The 21147-nt window shown below is 45.1% G+C and carries 17 protein-coding genes; 8 read left to right on the plus strand and 9 right to left on the minus strand.

Going from position 1 to position 21147, the window contains the following annotated elements; translation table 11 throughout:
- The first annotated feature begins 136 nt into the window (after nt 1-136).
- From OCV54_RS06040 to trpS, 5 genes are all read left to right on the plus strand, one after another.
- Nucleotides 137-808, plus strand: a complete 672-nt coding sequence (locus OCV54_RS06040; protein WP_242859636.1) for an AzlC family ABC transporter permease — start codon at nt 137-139, stop codon at nt 806-808.
- A 9-nt stretch (nt 809-817) separates the two neighbouring features.
- A complete protein-coding gene (locus OCV54_RS06045) occupies nt 818-1141 on the plus strand; it encodes a branched-chain amino acid transporter permease (protein ID WP_015533734.1) in 324 nt (107 codons plus the stop codon).
- 221 nt (nt 1142-1362) lie between these two features.
- Nucleotides 1363-2262: a serine O-acetyltransferase gene (locus OCV54_RS06050; protein ID WP_004849988.1), complete on the plus strand. Its 900-nt coding sequence runs from the start codon at nt 1363-1365 to the stop codon at nt 2260-2262.
- Nucleotides 2263-2273: 11 nt separating this feature from the next.
- Nucleotides 2274-3248 carry an ATP-dependent 6-phosphofructokinase gene (locus OCV54_RS06055; protein WP_022217306.1) on the plus strand — a complete coding sequence of 325 codons (975 nt, stop codon included), beginning with the start codon at nt 2274-2276 and terminating at the stop codon, nt 3246-3248.
- A gap of 95 nt (nt 3249-3343) precedes the next feature.
- Nucleotides 3344-4405, plus strand: a complete 1062-nt coding sequence (gene trpS, locus OCV54_RS06060) for a tryptophan--tRNA ligase (protein ID WP_015533736.1) — start codon at nt 3344-3346, stop codon at nt 4403-4405.
- A 346-nt stretch (nt 4406-4751) separates the two neighbouring features.
- On the opposite strand, the gene OCV54_RS06065 is transcribed toward trpS, so the two are convergent.
- The 5 genes from OCV54_RS06065 to OCV54_RS06085 all read right to left on the minus strand — a co-directional run bounded on the left by OCV54_RS06065 (nt 4752) and on the right by OCV54_RS06085 (nt 12883).
- Nucleotides 4752-6869 (minus strand): YhgE/Pip domain-containing protein, encoded by a 2118-nt coding sequence (locus OCV54_RS06065; protein WP_055223099.1) that lies wholly within the window; start codon nt 6867-6869, stop codon nt 4752-4754.
- Nucleotides 6866-7489 carry a hypothetical protein gene (locus tag OCV54_RS06070; RefSeq protein ID WP_055146607.1) on the minus strand — a complete coding sequence of 208 codons (624 nt, stop codon included), beginning with the start codon at nt 7487-7489 and terminating at the stop codon, nt 6866-6868. The genes OCV54_RS06065 and OCV54_RS06070 overlap by 4 nt, the downstream gene beginning before the upstream one ends.
- A gap of 21 nt (nt 7490-7510) precedes the next feature.
- Nucleotides 7511-9652, minus strand: coding sequence for a YhgE/Pip domain-containing protein (locus tag OCV54_RS06075; protein ID WP_055223101.1), 2142 nt, complete (start codon nt 9650-9652; stop codon nt 7511-7513).
- 86 nt (nt 9653-9738) lie between these two features.
- Nucleotides 9739-11049 (minus strand): glutamate-5-semialdehyde dehydrogenase, encoded by a 1311-nt coding sequence (locus tag OCV54_RS06080; RefSeq protein ID WP_055223103.1) that lies wholly within the window; start codon nt 11047-11049, stop codon nt 9739-9741.
- Between the two features lie 241 nt (nt 11050-11290).
- A complete protein-coding gene (locus tag OCV54_RS06085) occupies nt 11291-12883 on the minus strand; it encodes an alpha-amylase family glycosyl hydrolase (RefSeq protein WP_055223105.1) in 1593 nt (530 codons plus the stop codon).
- A gap of 505 nt (nt 12884-13388) precedes the next feature.
- Here OCV54_RS06085 and OCV54_RS06090 point away from each other — a divergent pair.
- Entirely contained in the window at nt 13389-14891 is a 1503-nt protein-coding gene (locus tag OCV54_RS06090) for a sodium-dependent transporter (protein ID WP_055146767.1), read from the plus strand.
- 204 nt (nt 14892-15095) lie between these two features.
- Here OCV54_RS06090 and OCV54_RS06095 read toward each other — a convergent pair whose 3' ends face one another.
- From OCV54_RS06095 to OCV54_RS06105, 3 genes are all read right to left on the minus strand, one after another.
- A complete protein-coding gene (locus tag OCV54_RS06095) occupies nt 15096-15806 on the minus strand; it encodes a DUF3800 domain-containing protein (protein ID WP_055146595.1) in 711 nt (236 codons plus the stop codon).
- A gap of 114 nt (nt 15807-15920) precedes the next feature.
- Complete coding sequence (locus tag OCV54_RS06100) at nt 15921-16346, minus strand: FKBP-type peptidyl-prolyl cis-trans isomerase (RefSeq protein ID WP_004850005.1); 426 nt, start codon at nt 16344-16346, stop codon at nt 15921-15923.
- Nucleotides 16347-16419: 73 nt separating this feature from the next.
- A complete protein-coding gene (locus tag OCV54_RS06105) occupies nt 16420-16779 on the minus strand; it encodes a VOC family protein (protein ID WP_015533742.1) in 360 nt (119 codons plus the stop codon).
- A 192-nt stretch (nt 16780-16971) separates the two neighbouring features.
- Between OCV54_RS06105 and OCV54_RS06110 the strand changes: the two genes are divergently transcribed.
- The gene (locus tag OCV54_RS06110) at nt 16972-17874 is read left to right on the plus strand and encodes a deoxyribonuclease IV (RefSeq protein ID WP_055223234.1); all 903 of its coding nucleotides are present in this window, start codon (nt 16972-16974) and stop codon (nt 17872-17874) included.
- Nucleotides 17875-18342: 468 nt separating this feature from the next.
- Here the strand turns inward: OCV54_RS06110 and OCV54_RS06115 are convergent, their stop codons facing one another.
- Nucleotides 18343-19866, minus strand: coding sequence for a Mur ligase family protein (locus tag OCV54_RS06115; RefSeq protein WP_055223107.1), 1524 nt, complete (start codon nt 19864-19866; stop codon nt 18343-18345).
- Nucleotides 19867-20268: 402 nt separating this feature from the next.
- Between OCV54_RS06115 and OCV54_RS06120 the strand changes: the two genes are divergently transcribed.
- Nucleotides 20269-21045: a ZIP family metal transporter gene (locus OCV54_RS06120; RefSeq protein ID WP_055223109.1), complete on the plus strand. Its 777-nt coding sequence runs from the start codon at nt 20269-20271 to the stop codon at nt 21043-21045.
- The last annotated feature ends 102 nt before the right edge of the window (nt 21046-21147 follow it).

Genomic DNA, 21147 nt, shown 5'->3' on the forward strand with positions numbered 1-21147 from the left:
TAGAAAAGTATACAAAACGGAGAATTTGAGCTACAAATTGAGCTATTGTCCATCAAACATTTAGTATGTTAGAATAGTTGTGGTTATCCTATAAAAACACTAGGATAACCACGATTGTTTTGTTGGAGGAAAAATCGTGGGAAATATATTCAGAAAGGCATTCATCAAATCAATCCCAATCATGTGCAGTTATTTGTTCGTCAGCATGGCATACGGAATTATGATGGAGAATGCCGGATTCAAATGGTATTATTCACTGCTGGTCAGCCTGACGGTGTACACGGGGGCGTACCAGTTTGTGCTTGTGACGCTGCTTTCAAGCGGAGCATCCATACTCACCATGGCACTCACTGCATTTCTGATGAACAGCAGGCAGAGTTTCTATGCACTGACATTTGTGGATGAATTCAACCGCATGGGAAAGCGGAAATTATATATGATACATACAATGACGGATGAGACTTATGCCGTGAACTGCACCTTGCCGGACACCGGTAAGGAGAAACAGAGCATCATGTTCTGGGTGGCTTTTTTGTCGAGGTGTTACTGGATGATCGGTGCGGTTGCTGGGGAAATCCTGGGGCAGATCATTCCATTTGATATGACGGGGATTGATTTCTGTATGACGGCGCTGTTTGTCATCATATTTATCGATCAGTGGGAGAAGGCGGAAAGTCATATCCCGGCGATTGCGGGAATTGTGATAGCGGTTGTATGTCTGCTAGTTGTTGGACCGCAGTATTTCCTTCTGCCGTCACTCATCATAGCGTCAGCGGTGCTTGTGGTGTGGAATATGAGGAGAAAGTAGGAAAATATCATGAATACGAAATATATATTGATAGGAATTGCGGTGTCGGCAGTTGTGACATTTGCACTGAGGGCACTTCCATTTGTCATATTTAATGGAAAAAGACAGATGCCGGAGATGCTGGTGAAACTTGGAAGGGTGCTTCCGGCGACCATCATGGCGGTGCTCATAGTGTACTGCCTGAAGGGGGCTGTGTCGGCTCCAGTGGCAACTGGAATACCGAGTCTTGTCGGCGTGCTGGTGACAGGCGGAACGTACAAATGGAAGCACAATACGCTGTTAAGTATTCTGCTGGGGACTGCGAGTTATATGATTATGCTGCGCATAATGTAGATAATCATTTTTGGTTGATTGTTTTTAGCAGTAATCTCTGCAATCGGATTGCGGATAATTTGTACGCAGAATCCCACTATTGAATGAACGTGCATAATTTGTTAGAATAGCTGTGTGTTTATCGACTTAAGCACATATTATAATATGAAGATATCATCGCGGCAGATTTTGTCTGGGCAGGTGATATTGGGATATATTATTAGAAAGGATCTGAATAAGTAATGGATAGATCAGATAAACAGAGAATTGAGGGAATCGTGCAGAGGATATTGGATGATTTCGGCGATGACAGAGCCATCAACAAGACGGATCTGTGCAACGAGCCGGATAAGACAGCCATTATCGATGTGATCGACAAACTCATGAAGATTCTGTATCCGGGTTATTACAGCGACAAGCTGTATAAGATATACAGCTTGAAGAATAACATGTCTGTTATCATAGAGGATGTAATATTCCATCTGAAGAAACAGATCATGATAGTTCTCAGGTATTGCAAAAAGTTTCCTGAGCTCACAGATGCTGAGCTTGAGGATAAGGCGATGGATATAACATATGAATTCATGGATAAGATACCTCAGATAAGAGACTATCTTGAGACTGATATCCAGGCGGCATTTGACGGAGATCCTGCTGCGGGCAGCAAGGATGAGGTCATACTTTCATACCCTGGACTGTATGCCATATCTGTATACCGTATGGCACATGAGCTTTGTCTGCTGGATGTGCCGATGATACCAAGGATCATGACTGAGCACGCCCACAGCGTGACCGGAATAGATATTCATCCGGGCGCCACCATAGGAAAGTATTTCTTTATTGATCATGGTACGGGAATCGTTATCGGCGAGACGACTATTATCGGCGAGCATGTGAAGATATATCAGGGCGTGACACTTGGAGGACTCTCTACACAGGGAGGTCAGAAGCTCAAGGGAGCCAAGAGACATCCAACCATCGGTGACAATGTAACCATCTATTCAGGCGCGTCCATCCTTGGAGGCGAGACTATCATCGAGGACAACGTTGTTGTGGGTGGTAATACATTTATCACCAACTCAGTAGAGAAGGATACAAGGGTTACTGCCAAGAAGCAGGAGCTTCAGTATAAAAATAATTAGAGGACATACAAATGAGTGACATACGAAAGATAGCGGTTCTGACTAGCGGAGGAGATGCTCCGGGCATGAATTCAGCTGTGAGGGCTGTGGTTGTATCAGCCATCAACAGTGGAATAGAGATAGTCGGTGTGATGCGTGGTTACGAGGGACTTATTGACTGGGAGACACAGCCGCTTGGCCTGGCGGACGTCAGGAACATAAACAATCAGGGTGGAACGATACTTTTCACCAGCAGAAGTGAGCGATTCCTACAGAAAAAATACCGCGAGCAGGCGGCAAAGAATCTGCGAGATCACGATGTAGATGCGCTTGTTGCCATCGGTGGGGATGGAACACTCCGTGGAGCCATAGCATTTCAGAATGAGGGTATCAATACCATCTGCATCCCTGGAACAATAGACAGAGATGTTGCATGTTCTGAGTATACGCTGGGATTTGACACAGCGGCGAATACAGCCATGGAGGCCATTGACAGGATAAGAGATTCATCGGTTTCCCACGGACGATGCAGCGTCGTGGAGGTCATGGGACGAAAGAGAGGCTATATAGCGCTCTGGGCAGGCATGGCGACATCAGCTGATGCCATCATAATTCCTGAAAAATGGGATGGTGACTATGACAGTATCATAGATACGATAAAGGCAAAGCATGCTGACGGAAGAAACAGCTATCTGGTGGTTGTGGCCGAGGGTGTTACAGATGCTCCAGAGCTTGCACAGATGATTCTTGATAAGACTGGTATAGAGTCGAGGGTATCGGTGCTTGGCTATATACAGAGAGGCGGACAGCCAACGGCAAAGGACAGGATGTATGGCTCACTCATGGGTGCGTATGCCGTTGATGTACTCAAGAAGGACAAGGCAAATCGTATGATAGCTATCAAGAACGATATACTTATAGACTATGATATAAAAGAGGCAATTGATATACAGAACAATCAGATCGATTCCTTCCAGTATGAGCTGAGTAAGCTGCTGGCCGAGTAATCGGTGAGGCTGGCAGTGGGTAAAAAATAAGCTGACTGATTATAAAAAGATATATAAATGACAGGTATAAAAGATACAATATAAAGGAGAAGGTTATGAAACAGGTAATATTAACAGGCGACCGTCCTACGGGCCGTCTTCATGTGGGACATTATGTAGGATCACTTAAGAGAAGAGTCGATCTTCAGAATTCAGGAAAGTATGATGAGATTTACATCATGGTGGCTGATGCGCAGGCGCTTACAGACAACGCAGAGCATCCTGAGAAGGTCAGACAGAACATTATGCAGGTTGCTTTGGATTATCTTGCCTGTGGCATAGATCCTGAGAAGTCTACTATATTCATCCAGTCAATGGTACCAGAGCTCACAGAGCTCACATTCTACTATATGAACCTTGTAACAGTGGCAAGAGTCCAGAGAAATCCTACCGTTAAGGCAGAGATCAAGATGAGAAACTTCGAGGCAAGTATCCCTGTTGGATTCTTCTGTTATCCTATCAGCCAGGCTGCAGATATCACAGCATTCAAGGCCACAGAGGTTCCTGTTGGAGAGGATCAGATGCCTATGATCGAGCAGTGTAAGGAGATCGTTCACAAGTTCAATTCGGTATACGGTGAGACACTTGTTGATCCAAAGATCGTTCTTCCTGACAATGAGGCATGTCTCAGACTTCCAGGTACAGATGGTAAGGCCAAGATGAGTAAGTCACTTGGAAACTGTATCTACCTGTCAGAGGATCCTGCAGATATCAAGAAGAAGGTTATGTCCATGTACACAGATCCAAACCACATCCGTGTAGAGGATCCTGGTCAGATCGAGGGCAATTCAGTATTTACATATCTTGATGCATTCAGCAAGCCAGAGTACTTTGAGGAGTTCCTTCCAGACTACAGTGGTATGGATGAGCTCAAGGAGCACTACACCAGAGGTGGCCTCGGTGATGTAAAGGTCAAGAAGTTCCTGAACAATGTTCTTCAGGCTGAGCTTGCGCCTATCAGAGAGCGCCGTCAGATGTGGGAGAAGAGACCACAGGATGTATACGACATCTTAAAGAGTGGCAGTGAGGTTGCCAGAGCAAAGGCAGCAGAGACGCTTGCAGATGTGCGCCGTGCTATGAAGATTGACTATTTTGAGAACGACAATCTTTTCAAGTAAGAAATATTATAACTTTTAGCATGATTACATGTGTAAAAAGGATAAAATTCTCGCCAAATGTCCTGAAAAGTGATATTTGGGACAAAGCAAGGGAATTTTATCCTTTTTTCATGCAAATAATCATTTTAGAGATATTTTTGTGCTAATGACGAGCAAATTATCTCAAAATAAGAAAATCCTAGGGAAGTGACATATCACCCGAATGTGGAGTTAAATAACGCTGTCAATCACATATTATATCCTCACAACCACAGCTTCATACGGATACAGTCCTGTCAGTGAAATTACACAGTGCAGATGGGCGTAAATTGCAACAGTCAAAAACAGTAATTACCTGAGTCGTTAACTATATAAACAATCCGGATTTCTCCTTGCTGTGCTCCAGCTTGTCAAGAAGCTTTGCGCAAGGCTTTGCGAGCAGTAGTCCGATGACCGCTGAGATCGCAACATATATCAGCAGGGTGGCAAGACATTTGCCGTAGGTGTGTTGATACATTCCGGCGACACATTCCCTGAGGGCGTTCATGCAGTATGAGAACGGCATGAATTTGTAAAGGTACTGGTACACTGATGGGAGCACTTCCACCGGGAAAGTACCGCCTGCTCCCGCAACCTGTATGACCATGATGACAACCGCGATGGCCTCACCGATATTGCCAAATGCCACGGTGAGAGAGTAGATCAGGAATGTAAATACAAAGCTCGTCATTATGGCGGCCAGTGCAAATGCTATCGGATGCTTGCACTGTATTCCCACGTAGAACAGATCGCCCATAACGGTTATGATTGTCTGGACCTGTCCGATGACGAAGAAGTTAAGATATCTTCCGAAGAACTTCTGGTAAGGCTTCACGCCCTCAAGCTCTTCATTGTCCTTGACCTTAACGTGTATGAGTGCCACAAGTATGAGAGCACCGACCCACAGTGCCAGAACCGTGTAGAATGGTGCCATGGCTGATCCGTAGTTGGATATCTCGTATACAGCAACTGTGTTCATCTGTACCGGTGATGAGATGAAATTCACTATCACCTGTGGATTGTCCTTGATGGCATTTATGAAATCCTGGTAGCTGCTGTTAGACGTGATCGTCTGTATGTCGGCCTTGATCTTGTCTATGCTTTCTTTGAGATCCTTCAGACATTTGATCGTTCCCGCGATGTCTGAGGTTCCGTCCTTCAGAATGTCCTGATACTCGGTCAGGGACTTGCTGATATCGTTGAAGTTTCCCGGAACATTTGCCAGCACGGTCTGTGCCTGCGCCAGAGATGACTGGATATTCTCTAACGAAGATTTCAGTTCAGGCGAAAGTTCGTTATTTATGAGATCCTTCACTGAAGCAATGTCATTTGTACACTTCTTTATGTCGGACGATACCGCTTTTTTCAGTGATGCAAATTCTTCGTCCGACAGGCTTGTGTCGGATACAAGCTTTGCTAAGTCTTCGTTCAGATTTTCAAACTGAAGTTTGGCATCCGATACTATAGGTGACTGGGCTTCGATCAATCGGTTTATGGTGTCCAGAACATTGGTGCCAAGGGAACCATTGAGGTCAGTTTCGATTGACACTGATCCGATATCGTGGGTTCTTGAGAGGCTGTCCACGGTTTTACCAAGCTCTGTAAGCCTGTCAGAGATCATGTCGAGACCTGTGTTCAGCAGTGATATCGAGGTGTCTGCAACGTCGCTGCTTATGCCTGCGCTGTCACTCAGATTTCCAAGACTGCTTGAGCCGCTCTGTGCCATGCTGTCTATGCTTGGAAACAGAAGCTGAGTGGTATCGATGGCATCTGATGCAGACTCTGTGAGCAGTGAAAATGTATTCAGCATATAGACGTAATTGTCCAGCGTGGATGAGATCTGTTCCAGTTTGCTCTCAAGACCGGCAACGAGGTCTGAACCGTCTATGTTATTTCCGGAAATGAAATCTCCGGCATTTGCAAATACCTCGGTCAGCGTGCTTATGATCTTTGTGTTTATCTCGTTTTGGACGGTCGTCTTGACCTTGCCGGTTATCTTGGTGGCAATGGCGTTCTTCTTGCTGTTCTCGTAGTATTCGATATTTGGATTGACGATGTTGCCATTTAGTATGCTGAGCATGTTCGCCGTGAAGTCCTTTGGTATGATTATTCCGGCATAACATTCCCCGCTGGCGATGAGTTCAAGTGCCTCATCTTTATTATCGGCAAATGTCCAGTCGATAGTGTTGTTGTTTTCAAGACTTTCGATCACCATGTCTCCGATGGTCAGATTTATTCCGCTCATCTCGATTCCCTCATCCTCAGAGTAGACGGAGATCTTCATGAGTGAGGTGGCGGACTCTCCATACGGATCCCAGTTTGACAGGATGTTGAACCACGCATACAGGGAAGGGATTATGCACAGACCCATGACTATGGACAGTGCGACAACATTTGTGGTGATCCTGCGCAGATCAGATATGTATACACGCCAAATGTTTTTCATGATAATTCCTCCTTGTCAGCTTCTGTGTTTTCTGTGGCTTCATCCTGTTCATCCGTCTGAACCGAGTCGCCATGTTCATCCGTCTGAACCGAGTCGCAATGTTCATCTGTCTGAACTGTCTCGTTTTGCTCATCAGACTGCACAGACACACTCTGATCATTCTGCACAGCCTCAGCCATCTCAGCCACCTTGTCCTGCACGGCGGTGATCTGTGTCTGAATGTCTGTTTTTACATTTGTTATTATGTCGTCCAGCTTCTTTTTCGGTGCAGCGACTTTTGTATATATGCTGTTGATGTCGATGAGACCGTCAATATTATCTTCCGTATCCTGAAGCGAGTTAACCATCTCCTGTACCTTGTAATCCGAGTATTCCACATGTATCAGATACGCCGCGATTATGAACAGGCTGGCGATCCACAGAACAAGAAATATGATCTTGGAGCTGCCGGTCAGAAAGAGCAGGATAAGGAAGCATGCGGGAACAGTGAATATACACTTAATACCCGCCTTCAGCTTTTTTACATTTGCTGCATGGGCATTGTCTCTGAATGCAAGCACCTGGGACTTTATGTCAGATGGCTCGGTGCTGGTTGTATTTGAATTTGTATCTTCGTTCATGGGTGTTCCTCCTTATTTGCATTACATCATATCCGTATCTTCCATACGTTTCTCGATGAAGTGCATGATATGGATAAATGGTTTTCTGATTATAAGTCCTATGACCAGTGCAACCACAATGAAAATTGACAATTCAAGCAGATATTTGAACAGGTCTGCGTGATACATTCCGCCAATACATTCACGCATTGCATTTATCGCATATGGGAATGGGAAGAATATGTACACCTGTCTGAAGAAGTTCGGAAGAGCCTCTATAGGGTAGGTTCCACCGCTCCCCGCTATCTGCAGCACCATGATCACAACAGCGAGGGCCTTGCCTATGTCGCCAAATGATATGGTGAGTGAATATATCAATATTGAAAATGTCAGCCCTGTGAGTGCCGCGGTTGCCCAGAATGCAAATGGGTGCAGACACTGTATCTTCAGCAGGAACAGATCTCCAAGCACTATGACCAGAACCTGAAGCTGAGACAGCAGGAAGAAAATAAGGTATCTTCCAAAGAACAACTGGTGTGGTCTGGCATCCTTCAGATAGTCCGCATCCTTCACATGCACCTTCATGAGGGAGACGAGAATTGTCATTCCGACCCAGATGGCAAGCACTGAGTAAAATGGTGCCATGGACGAGCCGTAGTTGGCAATGCTGTAGTAGTAATGTTCCTCGACAGCAACAGGCTTTGACAGGAATGACGCCAGCGCCTCTGAGTCTCCGTTGAGGAAGGCGATGATCATGTCGGTCACCTCGCTGTCGGCGGCCTTGTTGATCTCGTCTGTGGCGGTCTGGATCTTGTCACGTATACCACTTATGAGATCGGAGAGGTCTGTGAGACTGGTGTTCATTGATGCAATAGTCACCTTATAATTGTCAAATACAGAGCTTGCACTGCTGATGGTAGAATTCAGGGTATTTAACAGATCCTGAGCGTTTTTCAGTGCATTTTTGATGTTCAGGATAATGTTGTCCATGTCAGGAATGACCTGGCTGGTAAATGTGTCATCTATGTCTGAGACAGAGTCGATGATCTGGTCGAGCTTATCTGATACGGCATTTTCTGCATTTGTGATCGCAGATATATCCAGACTATCGATGGTGTCAGCGGTGAGAGAGGAAATCTTCTTAACCTCTGTTTTCAGCTTGTCAAGCTTGTTGAGTGCATCTGAAACCTCATTCGTGTTGCTTATGTCAAGAGATTTGATATATTCGTCGACTGCATCGATCTTTTGCTGAAGTTTGTCTGCATCTGCCTTGATATTCTCAAGATCGGCAGATATGTTCTCTGCATCATCCTTCATATGGATAAGCTTTGCAGAGCTTTTCAGATTCTGTATGTCCTGCGCGATGCTGTCAATCTGATCCTGAAGAGAATTCCTGACAGTGTAGTAGGTTGAGCCCACTGAGTCTATATCAGACATGCTTGAATCAATGGCGGAACCCGCATCGGACAGAAGCTTGCTGCTCTTGTCAGTTGCGTCCTTGAGCTTTGTGCTGGTCTTGAGTTTGTTATTTGCCCTGATTATGGAATCTATGGTTTTCTGGTATCCGGCGAGATTGTCATCGACGGTCTTGAGTGCTGTGATGAAATCCGTTCCCTTGAGATCCTTCGACAGATCTGTGTCGGAGTCGTCAATGGCAGTGATAAGCTTCTGTGATATCGCCTTGACGTAGGTCTCGTTGATGCTTGTCTTGAGCGTTGAGACTGCAGTGTCGGTTATCTTAGGTGCCACGGCATTTTTCTTCTCATTTTCATAGTAGGTGAAGCTTGGATTTACGAAGTTGTCCGTCAGGGCATTGAACATGTTGTAGGAGAAATCCTCATCAATGACGACGGCGGCATAGTAGGTGCCTGATTTCACACCGCCGATGGCGGACTTTTCAGATTCCGGAAATACCCAGCCGATACTGGTCTGGCTTTTCAGCTTATCGACCACTGATTGGCCCATGTTCATCTCGTTGCCGTCCGCATCTGTGTAGCCCTTGTCCAGGTTGACGACGGCGATATTGATATTGCCGGTATTGGCATATGGATCCCAGTTTGCAAATATGTTGAACCATGCATACAGCGCAGGCAGTATGCACAGTCCAACGGCGAGAACTATTGTGAGTATACTTTTTTTGATACCGATCAGGTCGTTTTTGAATATTTTCAGTATTGTTTTCATTTTTATGTAATTCCTATTTATATAGTAAATGCATCAGCGAGGACTGATGTACATGAGAGAGTCCCCGCTGATGATCGTTTATTATTCTACAGGTCTTTGAAATGGAACTGCTTCTTTCCGGTTGCGTAGTCATCAACTATCTGTCCATGTCCGTAAAGCTTGTATTTGTAGGTTACAAGTCCCTCAAGTCCTACAGGGCCTCTTGCATGGATCTTGCTTGTGCTGATTCCGACCTCTGCGCCAAATCCGTATCTGAATCCATCGGCAAATCTTGTGGAGCAGTTCTGGTATACTCCGGCCGAATCGACAAGCTGCATGAAGAGGGCGGCGGTCTCGTTATTCTCAGTCACGATACAGTCAGTGTGATGTGAACCAAAGTGGTTGATGTGTGAGATCGCCTCCTGCACATCGTTCACGATCTTGACTGAGAGCACCAGGTCAAGATACTCGGTATTGAAATCATCGTCTCCTATGATCTCAATACCGTTCGGGCTGCTCATATTGCGTTCAGCCTGATTGATGATCTCCGCTGCCTCGGCGGTTCCGCGGAGCTTTACACCGTGTTTCTTAAGTGCTTTTGCCATGACCGGAAGCATTTCTTTTGCCACATCTCTGTGGACGAGAAGTGTCTCCGTTGCATTGCAGGCGGCGGTGTACTGTGTCTTGGCGTCTATGATGATAGGGATTGCCTTTTCAATATCCGCATCCTTGTCTATGTATGTGTGGCAGATTCCGTCTGCGTGTCCCATGACAGGGATCTTGGTGTTGTTCATTATATACTGCACAAATGCATTTGAGCCTCTAGGTATGAGCAGGTCAACGGACTTGTTGCATGACAGAAGCTCATCGATCTCGTTGTGCTGGCTTGCCTGGAGCATGCAGCCCTCTGGTGCTCCGTTTGCAACGGCTGTGCTGTAGATCACATCGAAGAGAGCCTTGTTGGTGTTGGCAGTTTCCTTGCCACCCTTGAGTACTGCGCAGTTGCCGCTCTTGATGCACAATGATGATATCTGGACCAGCGCATCCGGTCTTGCCTCGAATATGATTCCGATGACACCGATAGGGCAGGAGACTCTCTGAAGGACCAGCCCCTCGTCAAGCTCTCTCTTGAGCTGGATCTGTCCAACCGGGTCAGGGAGCTTTATGAGCTCATCGATTCCATTTGTCACGTCAGCGAGCTTGTGCTCGTCGAACTTCAGTCTCTTCTTGACTGATGCTGCGATCCCGTTCTCCTCGGCAGCAGCCATGTCCTTTGCATTTGCCGCAAATATCTCATCCTTATGTGCGATGAGTGCGTCCTTTACATGTACTAGTATATTGTTTCTTGTATCTTCTGAAAGTGCAGCCATTTTGTAGCTGTCAGCCTTCATGATGCTTGTAGCTTCCTGCATGTTCATAATCTTGTTCTCCTTTATAATCCTGTATGTCATGTGCACTTATTCTGTCGTGGCACATGAGCATATAATCCATTAAATATTACCACAAGTTTGGGGAGATGACCACAGGGAAGAAGATAAAAAGAGGCCATCGCATAATATGAGCAACCCACATGGAAAATGAAATCTCCGTTGTGTATGATTGCCATATTATGTGATGACCTTTTTATATGGTTATTGAGTTGTTATATATTGCTCCAAATTAGCAGCTTATCACAACAAAGCTCTGTGTCGGAAGAGTGATAACTCCGTCAGCGATACCTGGCTGTGTGCCGTTTATTGCTATAGAATAGATAACCTTTGCGTCACCAGTCAGCTCAGCAAGCTTCCTTGACTGGGTGTCTGTATTCTTAGGGTTCACTGCAAGGAGTAGATTCCCTCTCTTATATACAAGTGGCTTTCTGCTGATGATCTCAAGGTTGCTCTTGTCCAGCAGATCGGCCTGTGAATGTCTGAGAGAAGTGAGGGTCTTCACTGTATTGAGCAGTGAGTTCTGATCTGCCTCGGAAGCCTCAACATTTGCGGCATTTTCTGCAGGATCAACCGGCAGATAGAGCTTGTCGGCAGGCGCTGATGAGAAGCCCATGTTGTCACCGCTTGTCCACTGCATAGGAGTTCTTGAGCCGGTTCTGGTGAATCCGCCCTCCTTGCTTGCCATGCTTCTGAAGCTCATGGCGATCTCATCGCCGTAGTAGATGAATGGATTGCCGGGCATTGTCAGTAAGAATGCGTAGGCAAGCTTTAACTCATCCTCCGAGAGTCCGTAGCTGATACGTGTAGTGTCGTGATTTCCTGTGATGAGGGCTATAGCACCCTTGTCCTTTATCTGCTCGTATCTTCCCATGTATTCATCAATGAAGTGGTCGCAGGTTCCCTTGCTGTCAGCCTTGAAGAAGCTGTTGTTCTCCGTGCTGTCGTCAAGTGACTCTGGAAGAGATGCAAATGCATTCAGGTGAGCTTCGTAATCTCTTACCAGAGAGTTATATCCGTTGCCCATCCAGTCGAGATAGAAATCCATATCGAAGCCGGCCTTGATTGACTGTTCAGCCTTTCCCCACTCAGATACAAATGCTGACTCAGGGTATTCAGCGTGTATATCGCCGAGAATGTCCTGCCATACGGCAACAGTTCCGCTTTTATTCTCGTCATCATGTTTTACAAGTGAATCTGCCATATCTACACGGAAGCCGTCACAGCCCTTGTCGAGCCAGAAGCGGCATACGTCCTTCATAGCCTCTCTGGTTGCGATACATGCAGGATCGTACATGCTCTTGTGCCATCTCTCAGTTGGGTTCAGAACGCCATAGTTGAGAGCCGGCTGGCACTTGAAGAAGTTGACGATGTAGGCACCGTTTCTTGGTGATTCTCCTGCGATGTAGTTGAGACCTGCACCGCCACAGAGCCATCCGTCAGTCCACATATATCTATCTGAGTATTCATTTGGCTCAGCTTTTTTGCTTTCGGTAAACCATGCATGCTCCTCAGATGTGTGGCCTGGAACCAGGTCGAGGAGAATGTGCATGTCCCTCTTGTGAGCCTCAGCGAAGAGGTTCTCTATGTCCTCCATTGTTCCGTATCTCTCGGCAACCTTCTTGTAATCCCTTACATCGTAGCCTGCATCGGAAAATGGTGAATCAAAGCAAGGATTCATCCAGATAGCGTTGCATCCAAGAGACTTGATATAGTCAAGCTTTGCAGTGATTCCGTTAAAATCACCGATACCGTCGCCGTTGGTATCGTAGAAACTCTGTGGGTATATCTCATAAAAAATTGCATCTTTAAGCCATGTAGCCATAATAAATGTCCTCCTTATAAAAATGCAGCATGCGCATATAAATGCAATTCGCGCGGCGCATGCGTTACTATTCGTTTCTCCATAATATGAGCAGCGCACTTGCAGCTATGCGCTGGTGGTTTAAGGTATAAGGTACTGCAAACCCACACAGAAATCTGCCTCAAAATACGGAGAACGGTCTTAATAGTATTAAGAACATTCTACTTATTATAATAAAATATAATATGGAAAAATGTAATCCTTTATATGTAAATTAATAGATTTATTTTGCAGGAAAATATACTTATTGAAAACGCACAGCAAACATAAAAATATCTGTATTTTATCTGGTTCAAATACGGGATAAAATTTGCTTTAAACTGTAAAAGTTTAAACACACAAATGCTGTAATGTATGATACAATCACAGGGTATGTGTCAGAATAAATGAAAAACAATGCAGAATGTAACAGCTTGAAGTAAACATCAGACACAAATAATACTGATATCTGTGAAAGGAAAAGTGTATGAGTAAAGAAAATAACAACGGCGACAGAGAAAAGTTCGCCTCCAGACTGGGGTTCATCCTCGTATCGGCGGGATGTGCTATTGGTCTTGGAAATGTATGGAAGTTCCCGTATATATGCGGGCAGAATGGCGGAGCGATATTTATCGTGATATATCTGCTGTGTCTGCTGCTTCTGGGATATCCTATCCTTACCTGTGAGTTTGCGATAGGCAGAGGGAGTGGCAAGAGCGTTGGTTCAGCGCTTAAGGAGCTTGCGCCGAAGGGCGGCAACTGGCATAAATTCAGCTGGTATGCCTATGCCGGCAACTATCTGCTGATGATGTTTTATACTATGGTAGCGGGCTGGATGGTATACTATGTGTACGTCATGGGATCAGGACAGCTTCATGGTGGGTCAGTAGAAGCAATAGAAGACAAATTTACAGGGATGCTTGCATCACCGGGACTTATGGTCGCGATCACACTTGCGGTCATCGTGTGTTGTATAGGTATATGTTCACTGGGACTTCAGAACGGAGTGGAGAGGGTGACAAAGATCATGATGTTTGCACTTATAGTTCTGATGATAGTCATGGCAGTGAATTCGCTCATGCTCTCGGGCAACGAAGAAGGACTTAAGTTCTATCTTGTTCCAAGTATCGAGCGTGCAAATGCCAGAGGCTGGGGCAATGTATTATTTGACGCCATGACCCAGGCATTCTTTACACTCAGTGTAGGTATGGGATCCATGGAGATATTTGGAAGTTATATAGGCAAGGAGAGAAAATTGTCTGGCGAGGCGAAGAGTGTTATGTACCTTGATACATTTGTGGCACTCATGGCCGGAGTCATCATATTGCCAGCATGCTTTGCGTACGGGATCAGCCCGGACAAGGGACCATCACTTCTGTTTATGACCCTGCCGAATGTGTTCAACCACATGCCGGGAGGAAGAGTGTGGGGAATTCTGTTCTTCATATTCATGTCATTTGCGGCGCTTTCCACGGTTATCGCGGTGTTTGAGAATATCATATCGATAAGTATAGATATGTTTGGATGGAAGAGAAAGAAGTCACTTATTATAAATTTGATCGGGATATCAGTGCTCTCCCTGCCGGCTGTGCTTGGATTCAATGTGCTCTCAGGAATCACTCCGATGGGAGCGGGTACAAATATCATGGATCTGGAAGATTTTCTCGTATCGGGAAATATCCTCCCACTCGGATCATTACTTTTTGTCCTGTTCTGTACAAGAAAGAATGGATGGGGATTTGAAAACTTTGTCGCTGAGGCAGACAACGGTATCGGTAAGCCGTTTCCGCAGTACCTCAGAAAATACATGTCATACGTGCTGCCGCTTATAATTGTGGTAATCTATTTCAAGGGATACTATGATACATTTGCCCCGAAGGGACCAAAACTGCTGTGTATCTGGATGGGAGTTGCAGCATTGTTTGTTCTTTTCATAGGCTATCTGGCGTTTGGACATGGACGGGAGAGCAGGACAGATAAAAAAGAGTGAAAATTTCAGTGAATTTAACACGGACTTATTGTCTTTTGAAGCAAAACATGATATTATATAAGTACCAACAGTAAGTCCTTCGATAGTGCGTTTATCTATGTAAGTGTTCTGTGTGAGCATCGCTCGGAGGCAATTGGTATTTTAAATATTTCAAAAAAGGGATTGAAACCGCGATACAGATCGCAAGGTTCAATCCCTTTTTGATTATGTCAGCTCGTAAACACCCTTAAGTATACCCAGCTCTTTCATAAGCTCCAGCTCATCAGTATAGTGTCCGGTCTGCAAGTGAGAATAGAACAGATTAGAAAATACATCCGCTATCTGCACAAATTTGTTGCAGGCCGAGTCAAAGTAGCTCACTGAGAAATTACCTGCGACCTGACCTGACAGTGAAAGCTCGGTGTTCAGGTAATTTTCAAGGAATGATTTGTTCTCCACCCGCTCATTCCTCTCGTCAAGCTGCAGAAAGCAGTCCTCGTCAGGAAGATATCCATTCTGTATGAAGTAGAGCAGGGCAGATTTGATGGAGAAGTTGAATGTCCTGGAGATGTTGTCGAAGAAGCGGTTCGGCAGATTTTCATTCTTCATCATGATATAGTACACGTCAAAGTGATGCTTCCTGGAGAAGTAATCCACAAATATGTGCTTCATGTCTCTGTCAAACTGTGCACCTTTTAGTTCACGGAATTTGCCGTCCCGGAACATTCTCCCGCCGTGCTTGGTGATCTTGCCGGTCATGTCATCGACCTTATCACTGTCCAGATCAAGAAGCATCTCATAGTTGGAAGAAATAAATCTCTTGTAAGCACGCTCAAGGGCGACGGGATCGAGGACATGGATCATAGACACCACGAAATACTGATCGTTTGTGGCATATTTATTGATAGAACCTGATTCGTCTATGTAAATGTTCACGATTCCCGCCTCCTTATATAATCGGATCACACTGTCCGTCCAATTGGGTGGGACAGACCGTCGGAACTGACGTCAAGTGTGAAAAGGTTCCTTCTAACATAAGTATCGTTACTATTAGTCCACTGATACAAGCTCTATCTTGAAGTTGAGCTCTTTGCCGGCCATCTCATGGTTTGCATCAAATGTGATGGATTCGTCATCTTTTTCAATGACCTTTACAAGGAACTGCTGTCCCATGGAATTGGCAAGGTATACCTGATTACCGACCTCAAGATTCTCAGCGCCAGGCATATCTGCAAGAGGAGCCTTGATGATGGCCTCCGGGTCAGGCATTCCGTATGCGTCCTCAGGACGAAGATGTACATCGATGATATCGCCAACGTTCATGCCCTCAACTGCCTGATCAAATCCCGGAATCATCTGTCCTGCACCGCAAACGAACTCGATAGGCTCGCCCCTGTCATATGAAGAATCGAACTTTGTTCCGTCGTTGAATGTTCCTGTGTAGTGAACCTTACAGGTTCTTCCTGTGTTACTCATAAAAATTTGTCCTCCAATTGGGTAATATGTCATTAATTGTAACATGAAATAGAGGGAATGGATATAGGAAAAATTATGGCGTTCCAACCTCGATAAGATTGCCGTCAGGATCATAGAATCTGATGACTTTTTGTCCCCATGAATGAGTCATGAGACGATTGACATATTCAATGTCGTATGGCGACTCATCAAGTTTTTGTGCAAACTCCTCGATATTATTTTCTTCAAAATATAACTCCGAAGCATTGTTATGTGGAATTACAAGATTTTCAATGAATTCAGCCCAAATAGTTGCATCCTGAAGGACCAGCCCTCCCGTCAGGATCACATTTCCCTCGTTGTCCAAGATAACCTCAAGCCCGAAGATATCTTTGTAAAATTTTTTTGATCGTTCAATGTCATTTACGACGATTAGTACATTTTTTAATTGCATAGCGGTTTTCTCCCAAATGTATAATATAAGTTGGTTTCTGGTATTTAGTTTACCAAATGATTTGCGAACAGTCTACATAATATATGGTAAAATTAGAAAAAGCTATTTATTGATTGTAGCGGCAGCGTATTGTGCAGTCGGCGAGGATAGAGTAAACTGAAACCAGTTTAGAATGAATGGAGATAAATTATGTTGAAATTAGGATGTCATGTGGGTATGTCGGGCAAGGAGATGATGCTAGGCTCAGTGAAGGATGCTGTGGCATTTGGCGCAAATACATTTATGCTCTACACAGGCGCACCACAGAATACGAGACGCAAAGATATATCGGAGCTTAGGATACAGGAGGCACATGAACTCATGGCTCAGAACGGCATAGAGGAGTTCGTGGTCCATGCGCCGTATATAATCAATCTTGCAAATACAGTAAATCCTGCGACTTATGAAATCGCAGTGGAATTCCTCGCAAAGGAGATTGACAGGGCGACAGCGATGGGATCACAGACCATAGTCCTTCATCCGGGCTCACATGTAGGAGAGGGCGTGGACAAGGGAATTGCAAGCATAGTAAAGGGCCTGAATGAAGTCCTGACCGCGGACACCGCATGCCACATAGCTCTGGAGACCATGGCGGGAAAGGGCAGTGAGATTGGAAGAAACTTTGAGGAGCTTGCGCGAATCTATGATGGAGTGAGTCATAATGACAAGCTTCGTGTGTGCTTTGACACTTGTCACACCAGCGATGCGGGCTACGACATCATACATGATTTCGATGGAGTCGTGGAGAAGTTCGACAGACTCATCGGCAAAGATCAGATAGCCGTGTTCCATATGAACGACAGCAAGAACGAACCGGGAGCGGCTAAAGACAGACACGAGAACTTTGGGTTTGGCAAGATCGGCTTTGAGCCACTCATGTACATCATGAACCATCCGGACTTCATGGAAGTCCCAAAGATCCTGGAATCCCCATACATCAAAGACCCGGAAAACAGCAAGAAAAGCTACGAGCCGTTCAAACGGGAGATAGCAATGATCCGAAATGGAAAATTCGATCCGAAGATGAGGGAGAAAGTGGTGGAAGATAACAGATAAAAAAGGAGTTCTACTTAGTAGAACTCCCTGAATGTTTTCTTTCGGCATCTCTGCCTATCCGGGTTTTGGTAAACAAACAACCCTTATGAAGCTCAGCCATGCACTGTTTCCCGGAACATCACACGCATCATCACTCTACAGCCTGCTACGACTATTAAGTTTACGTCAGTCTGATAGGCAACTCCTGTCACCTGCATAACAGCGCTTTCGCCCCATTTCTACTATTCATTATAAGCTGAGCCGCAAGAAAGGCAATAAACCTGTGGTTTACCATTGCATATCTAATGTTCAGTCAAAACACAGGTAATCAGCCATTCATCTGCTTCAAAAAATATAATAAAAGAGATGTATGTTGTGTGTGGGCTATCGGTAGTGAAGCGACAGCAGTCGAACGTGATAGCACATACACAACATACATCTCTTTTTCATGAACTGAATACAGATGAAGGACTGATTACCGTCCGTCCCTTACTTCTCCGGATGCTCCGTCAGCCAATGCTCGATAACCTGCGCATCAGAGTGACACTGCACAAAAGTTCCATTGATCCTCTGGGTGCTCTCGATACCCTTTCCAGTCGTGATGACAAGCTCGCCAGGCTGAGCCTCGTCGAGGGCTCTTGTGAGAGCCTGCTCCCTGTCAACGATTATATAGCAAGGCTTTGTGATGTACTGCTTGATCTCCTTGCAGATCTCCTCACAGGACTCAAAGCCAGGATCCTCCATGGTGAGAACAACCTTGTCGGCATACTGCTCAGCAAGTCTTCCCATATCCTCACGGCGCTTCTTGTAACGCTCACCGCCACAGCCGAATACAACGGTTATAGACTTTGGCTTCATGGTCTTTTTAACCATCTCATACAGTCTGTACATGCTTATATAGTTGTGTGCGTAGTCGATCATAAATGTGCGATCCTTCCAGTGATATACCTGTAGTCTTCCCGGAACATATACATCTCTGATGCTGCTTCTGATCTGATCATTTGGAATGCCGATGAGAAGAGATGAGATGATGGCGGCAACAATATTTTCAACATTGTAATCACCGATCAGGTTGGTGTTGTATGCTCTGTTCTCTCCTCCGTATATAAGCTCAAAGTAGCTGTTATGGTCTGTGAGATCTTCATTGTGGATGCTGGCGAATTCAGTATCCTTTTCAAAGAAATCGTCATCCCTTGACATGAGCTTTTCAATTGATTCCTTGCTTCCGTATACAACAACGTGCTTGTCTCTTACTTCATTATATATTGTCTCAAAATATCTTGTGTCACTGTACAGCACAACGTTGTCGCACTGCTTCAGGAAGGATACCTTGCATCCGAGATAGTCCTCCATGGAGGCGTGCTCTGTCGGGCTGATGTGATCGTAGTCGATATTGGTAAATACTCCGACCTTGTAGTGCTCTCCGTAGATACGGTTCATCTTCATGGCCTGGGAAGAAACTTCCATTATACAGTGTGTACAGCCTTCATCTACAGCCATGTCGAAGTATGTCTGGAGTTCAATAGGCTCAGGTGTGGTGAGAGTGGTCTCAAAAACCTTTGTTCCAACATCAATCTCATGGGTTGAGAATGCTGAGCATCTGTTGTCGGTGTATTTGTCCAGTATATCCTTCATGACAAATGTAACTGTGGTCTTTCCCTTTGTTCCGGTGATTCCGACCTTGGTCATGTTATCGCCTGGATTGCCGAAGAACCATCTGGCAGCAAGAGCCATGGCCTTTCTTATATCATTTACAATAATATAAGGAATGTCCACGTCGTCGTACTTTTGCTGTGACAAATATACGATGGCGCCCTGTGCGATGGCTGATTTCAGGTAATCCTCCTTAAATGAGGCACCCTTGCACACGAAGAATGTACCTGGGACCACATCCTTGGAATTGATGGTTATATGGGAAGGAGTGATGTCTTTGCAATCCTCCGAATATTCAGTTATAAGATCCTGCCTGCTTAAAATATCCAATAAAGCTGTAAATTGTAAATTCTCTTTCATACTTTTCCCCTTGGAATGTGTCTTTTATTGTATTTGTACGGACTTATGATCCGTACGACTAAATGTATCACTTATTATGCTTTCTATAAATAATTATGTCAAATAAAAAATACTCAGATCATTCGTTCTGTTCTCTTCATATTTATCTCCATTTGCATACAAATATATCCAAGCTGGTACAACCATGCCTATTATAGCATAACCTCAGGTATTATAGCACTTAAATTGTCGAAATGCGAAGCATTTTGGCCCGGTATTGATAACTTCTATCATATGCAAAAACTTGTGTTGACAAAGTGCGCCTGTTCAATTAAATTGTAGTCGCAATTTAAAAAAATGAACTAATGAAGAGGTTATACGAATATAGTATAGACAGAATACATATTATAAAGAGGTGATGAAATGTCAGAGTTCATAACATTATTTATACCATTTGCCGGAACAACACTGGGAGCGGCCATGGTTTTCTTTATGAAAGATAAGATATCCCCGCTTGTGGAGAAGGCTCTGCTCGGGTTTGCGGCGGGGGTCATGATCGCGGCGTCCATATGGTCACTGCTCATTCCGTCCATAGACATGGCGGAGGCACAGGGAAAGATAGCGTGGCTGCCGGCACTTATCGGATTTGCTCTTGGAATCATATTCCTGCTTGTTCTTGACACGGTGATACCTCACCTTCATCTGGAAAGTGACAAACCGGAGGGCGTCAGGTCAAAGCTTCAGAAGACGACCATGATGATATTTGCAGTCACGCTCCACAATATCCCCGAGGGCATGGCAGTGGGCGTTGTGTACGCCGGCGCAGCCATGGGCAATATGGGCGTGTCCGTCACAGGTGCATTTGCACTTTCCATAGGAATCGCTATACAGAACTTCCCGGAAGGTGCAATTGTGTCCATGCCGCTTGTTGGCGAGGGCATGAGCAAGAAGAAGGCATTTCTGTATGGAACGCTGTCCGGAGCTGTGGAGCCGGTCGGAGGTTTCCTCACGGCACTGCTGGCTGTCCAGGTCACACCACTTCTTCCGTATTTCCTTGCATTTGCGGCGGGAGCCATGCTTTATGTGGTCATAGAGGAGCTGATACCTGAGTCTCAGGCGGGCGAGCATACCAATATAGGAACCATCGGTGCGGCGGTGGGCTTCGCTCTGATGATGGTGCTGGATGTGGCACTCGGATAATGACGAAAAATGCTAAATGATAAAATATGAGCAACTACTTATGTTGATTTTAAATATAAGTTAGCTTAAACTAACATCGTAGATCATGTGAGCTCCTGTACC

The sequence above is a fragment of the Coprococcus aceti genome (genome assembly GCF_025567285.1).
Lineage (GTDB): Bacteria > Bacillota > Clostridia > Lachnospirales > Lachnospiraceae > Coprococcus > Coprococcus aceti.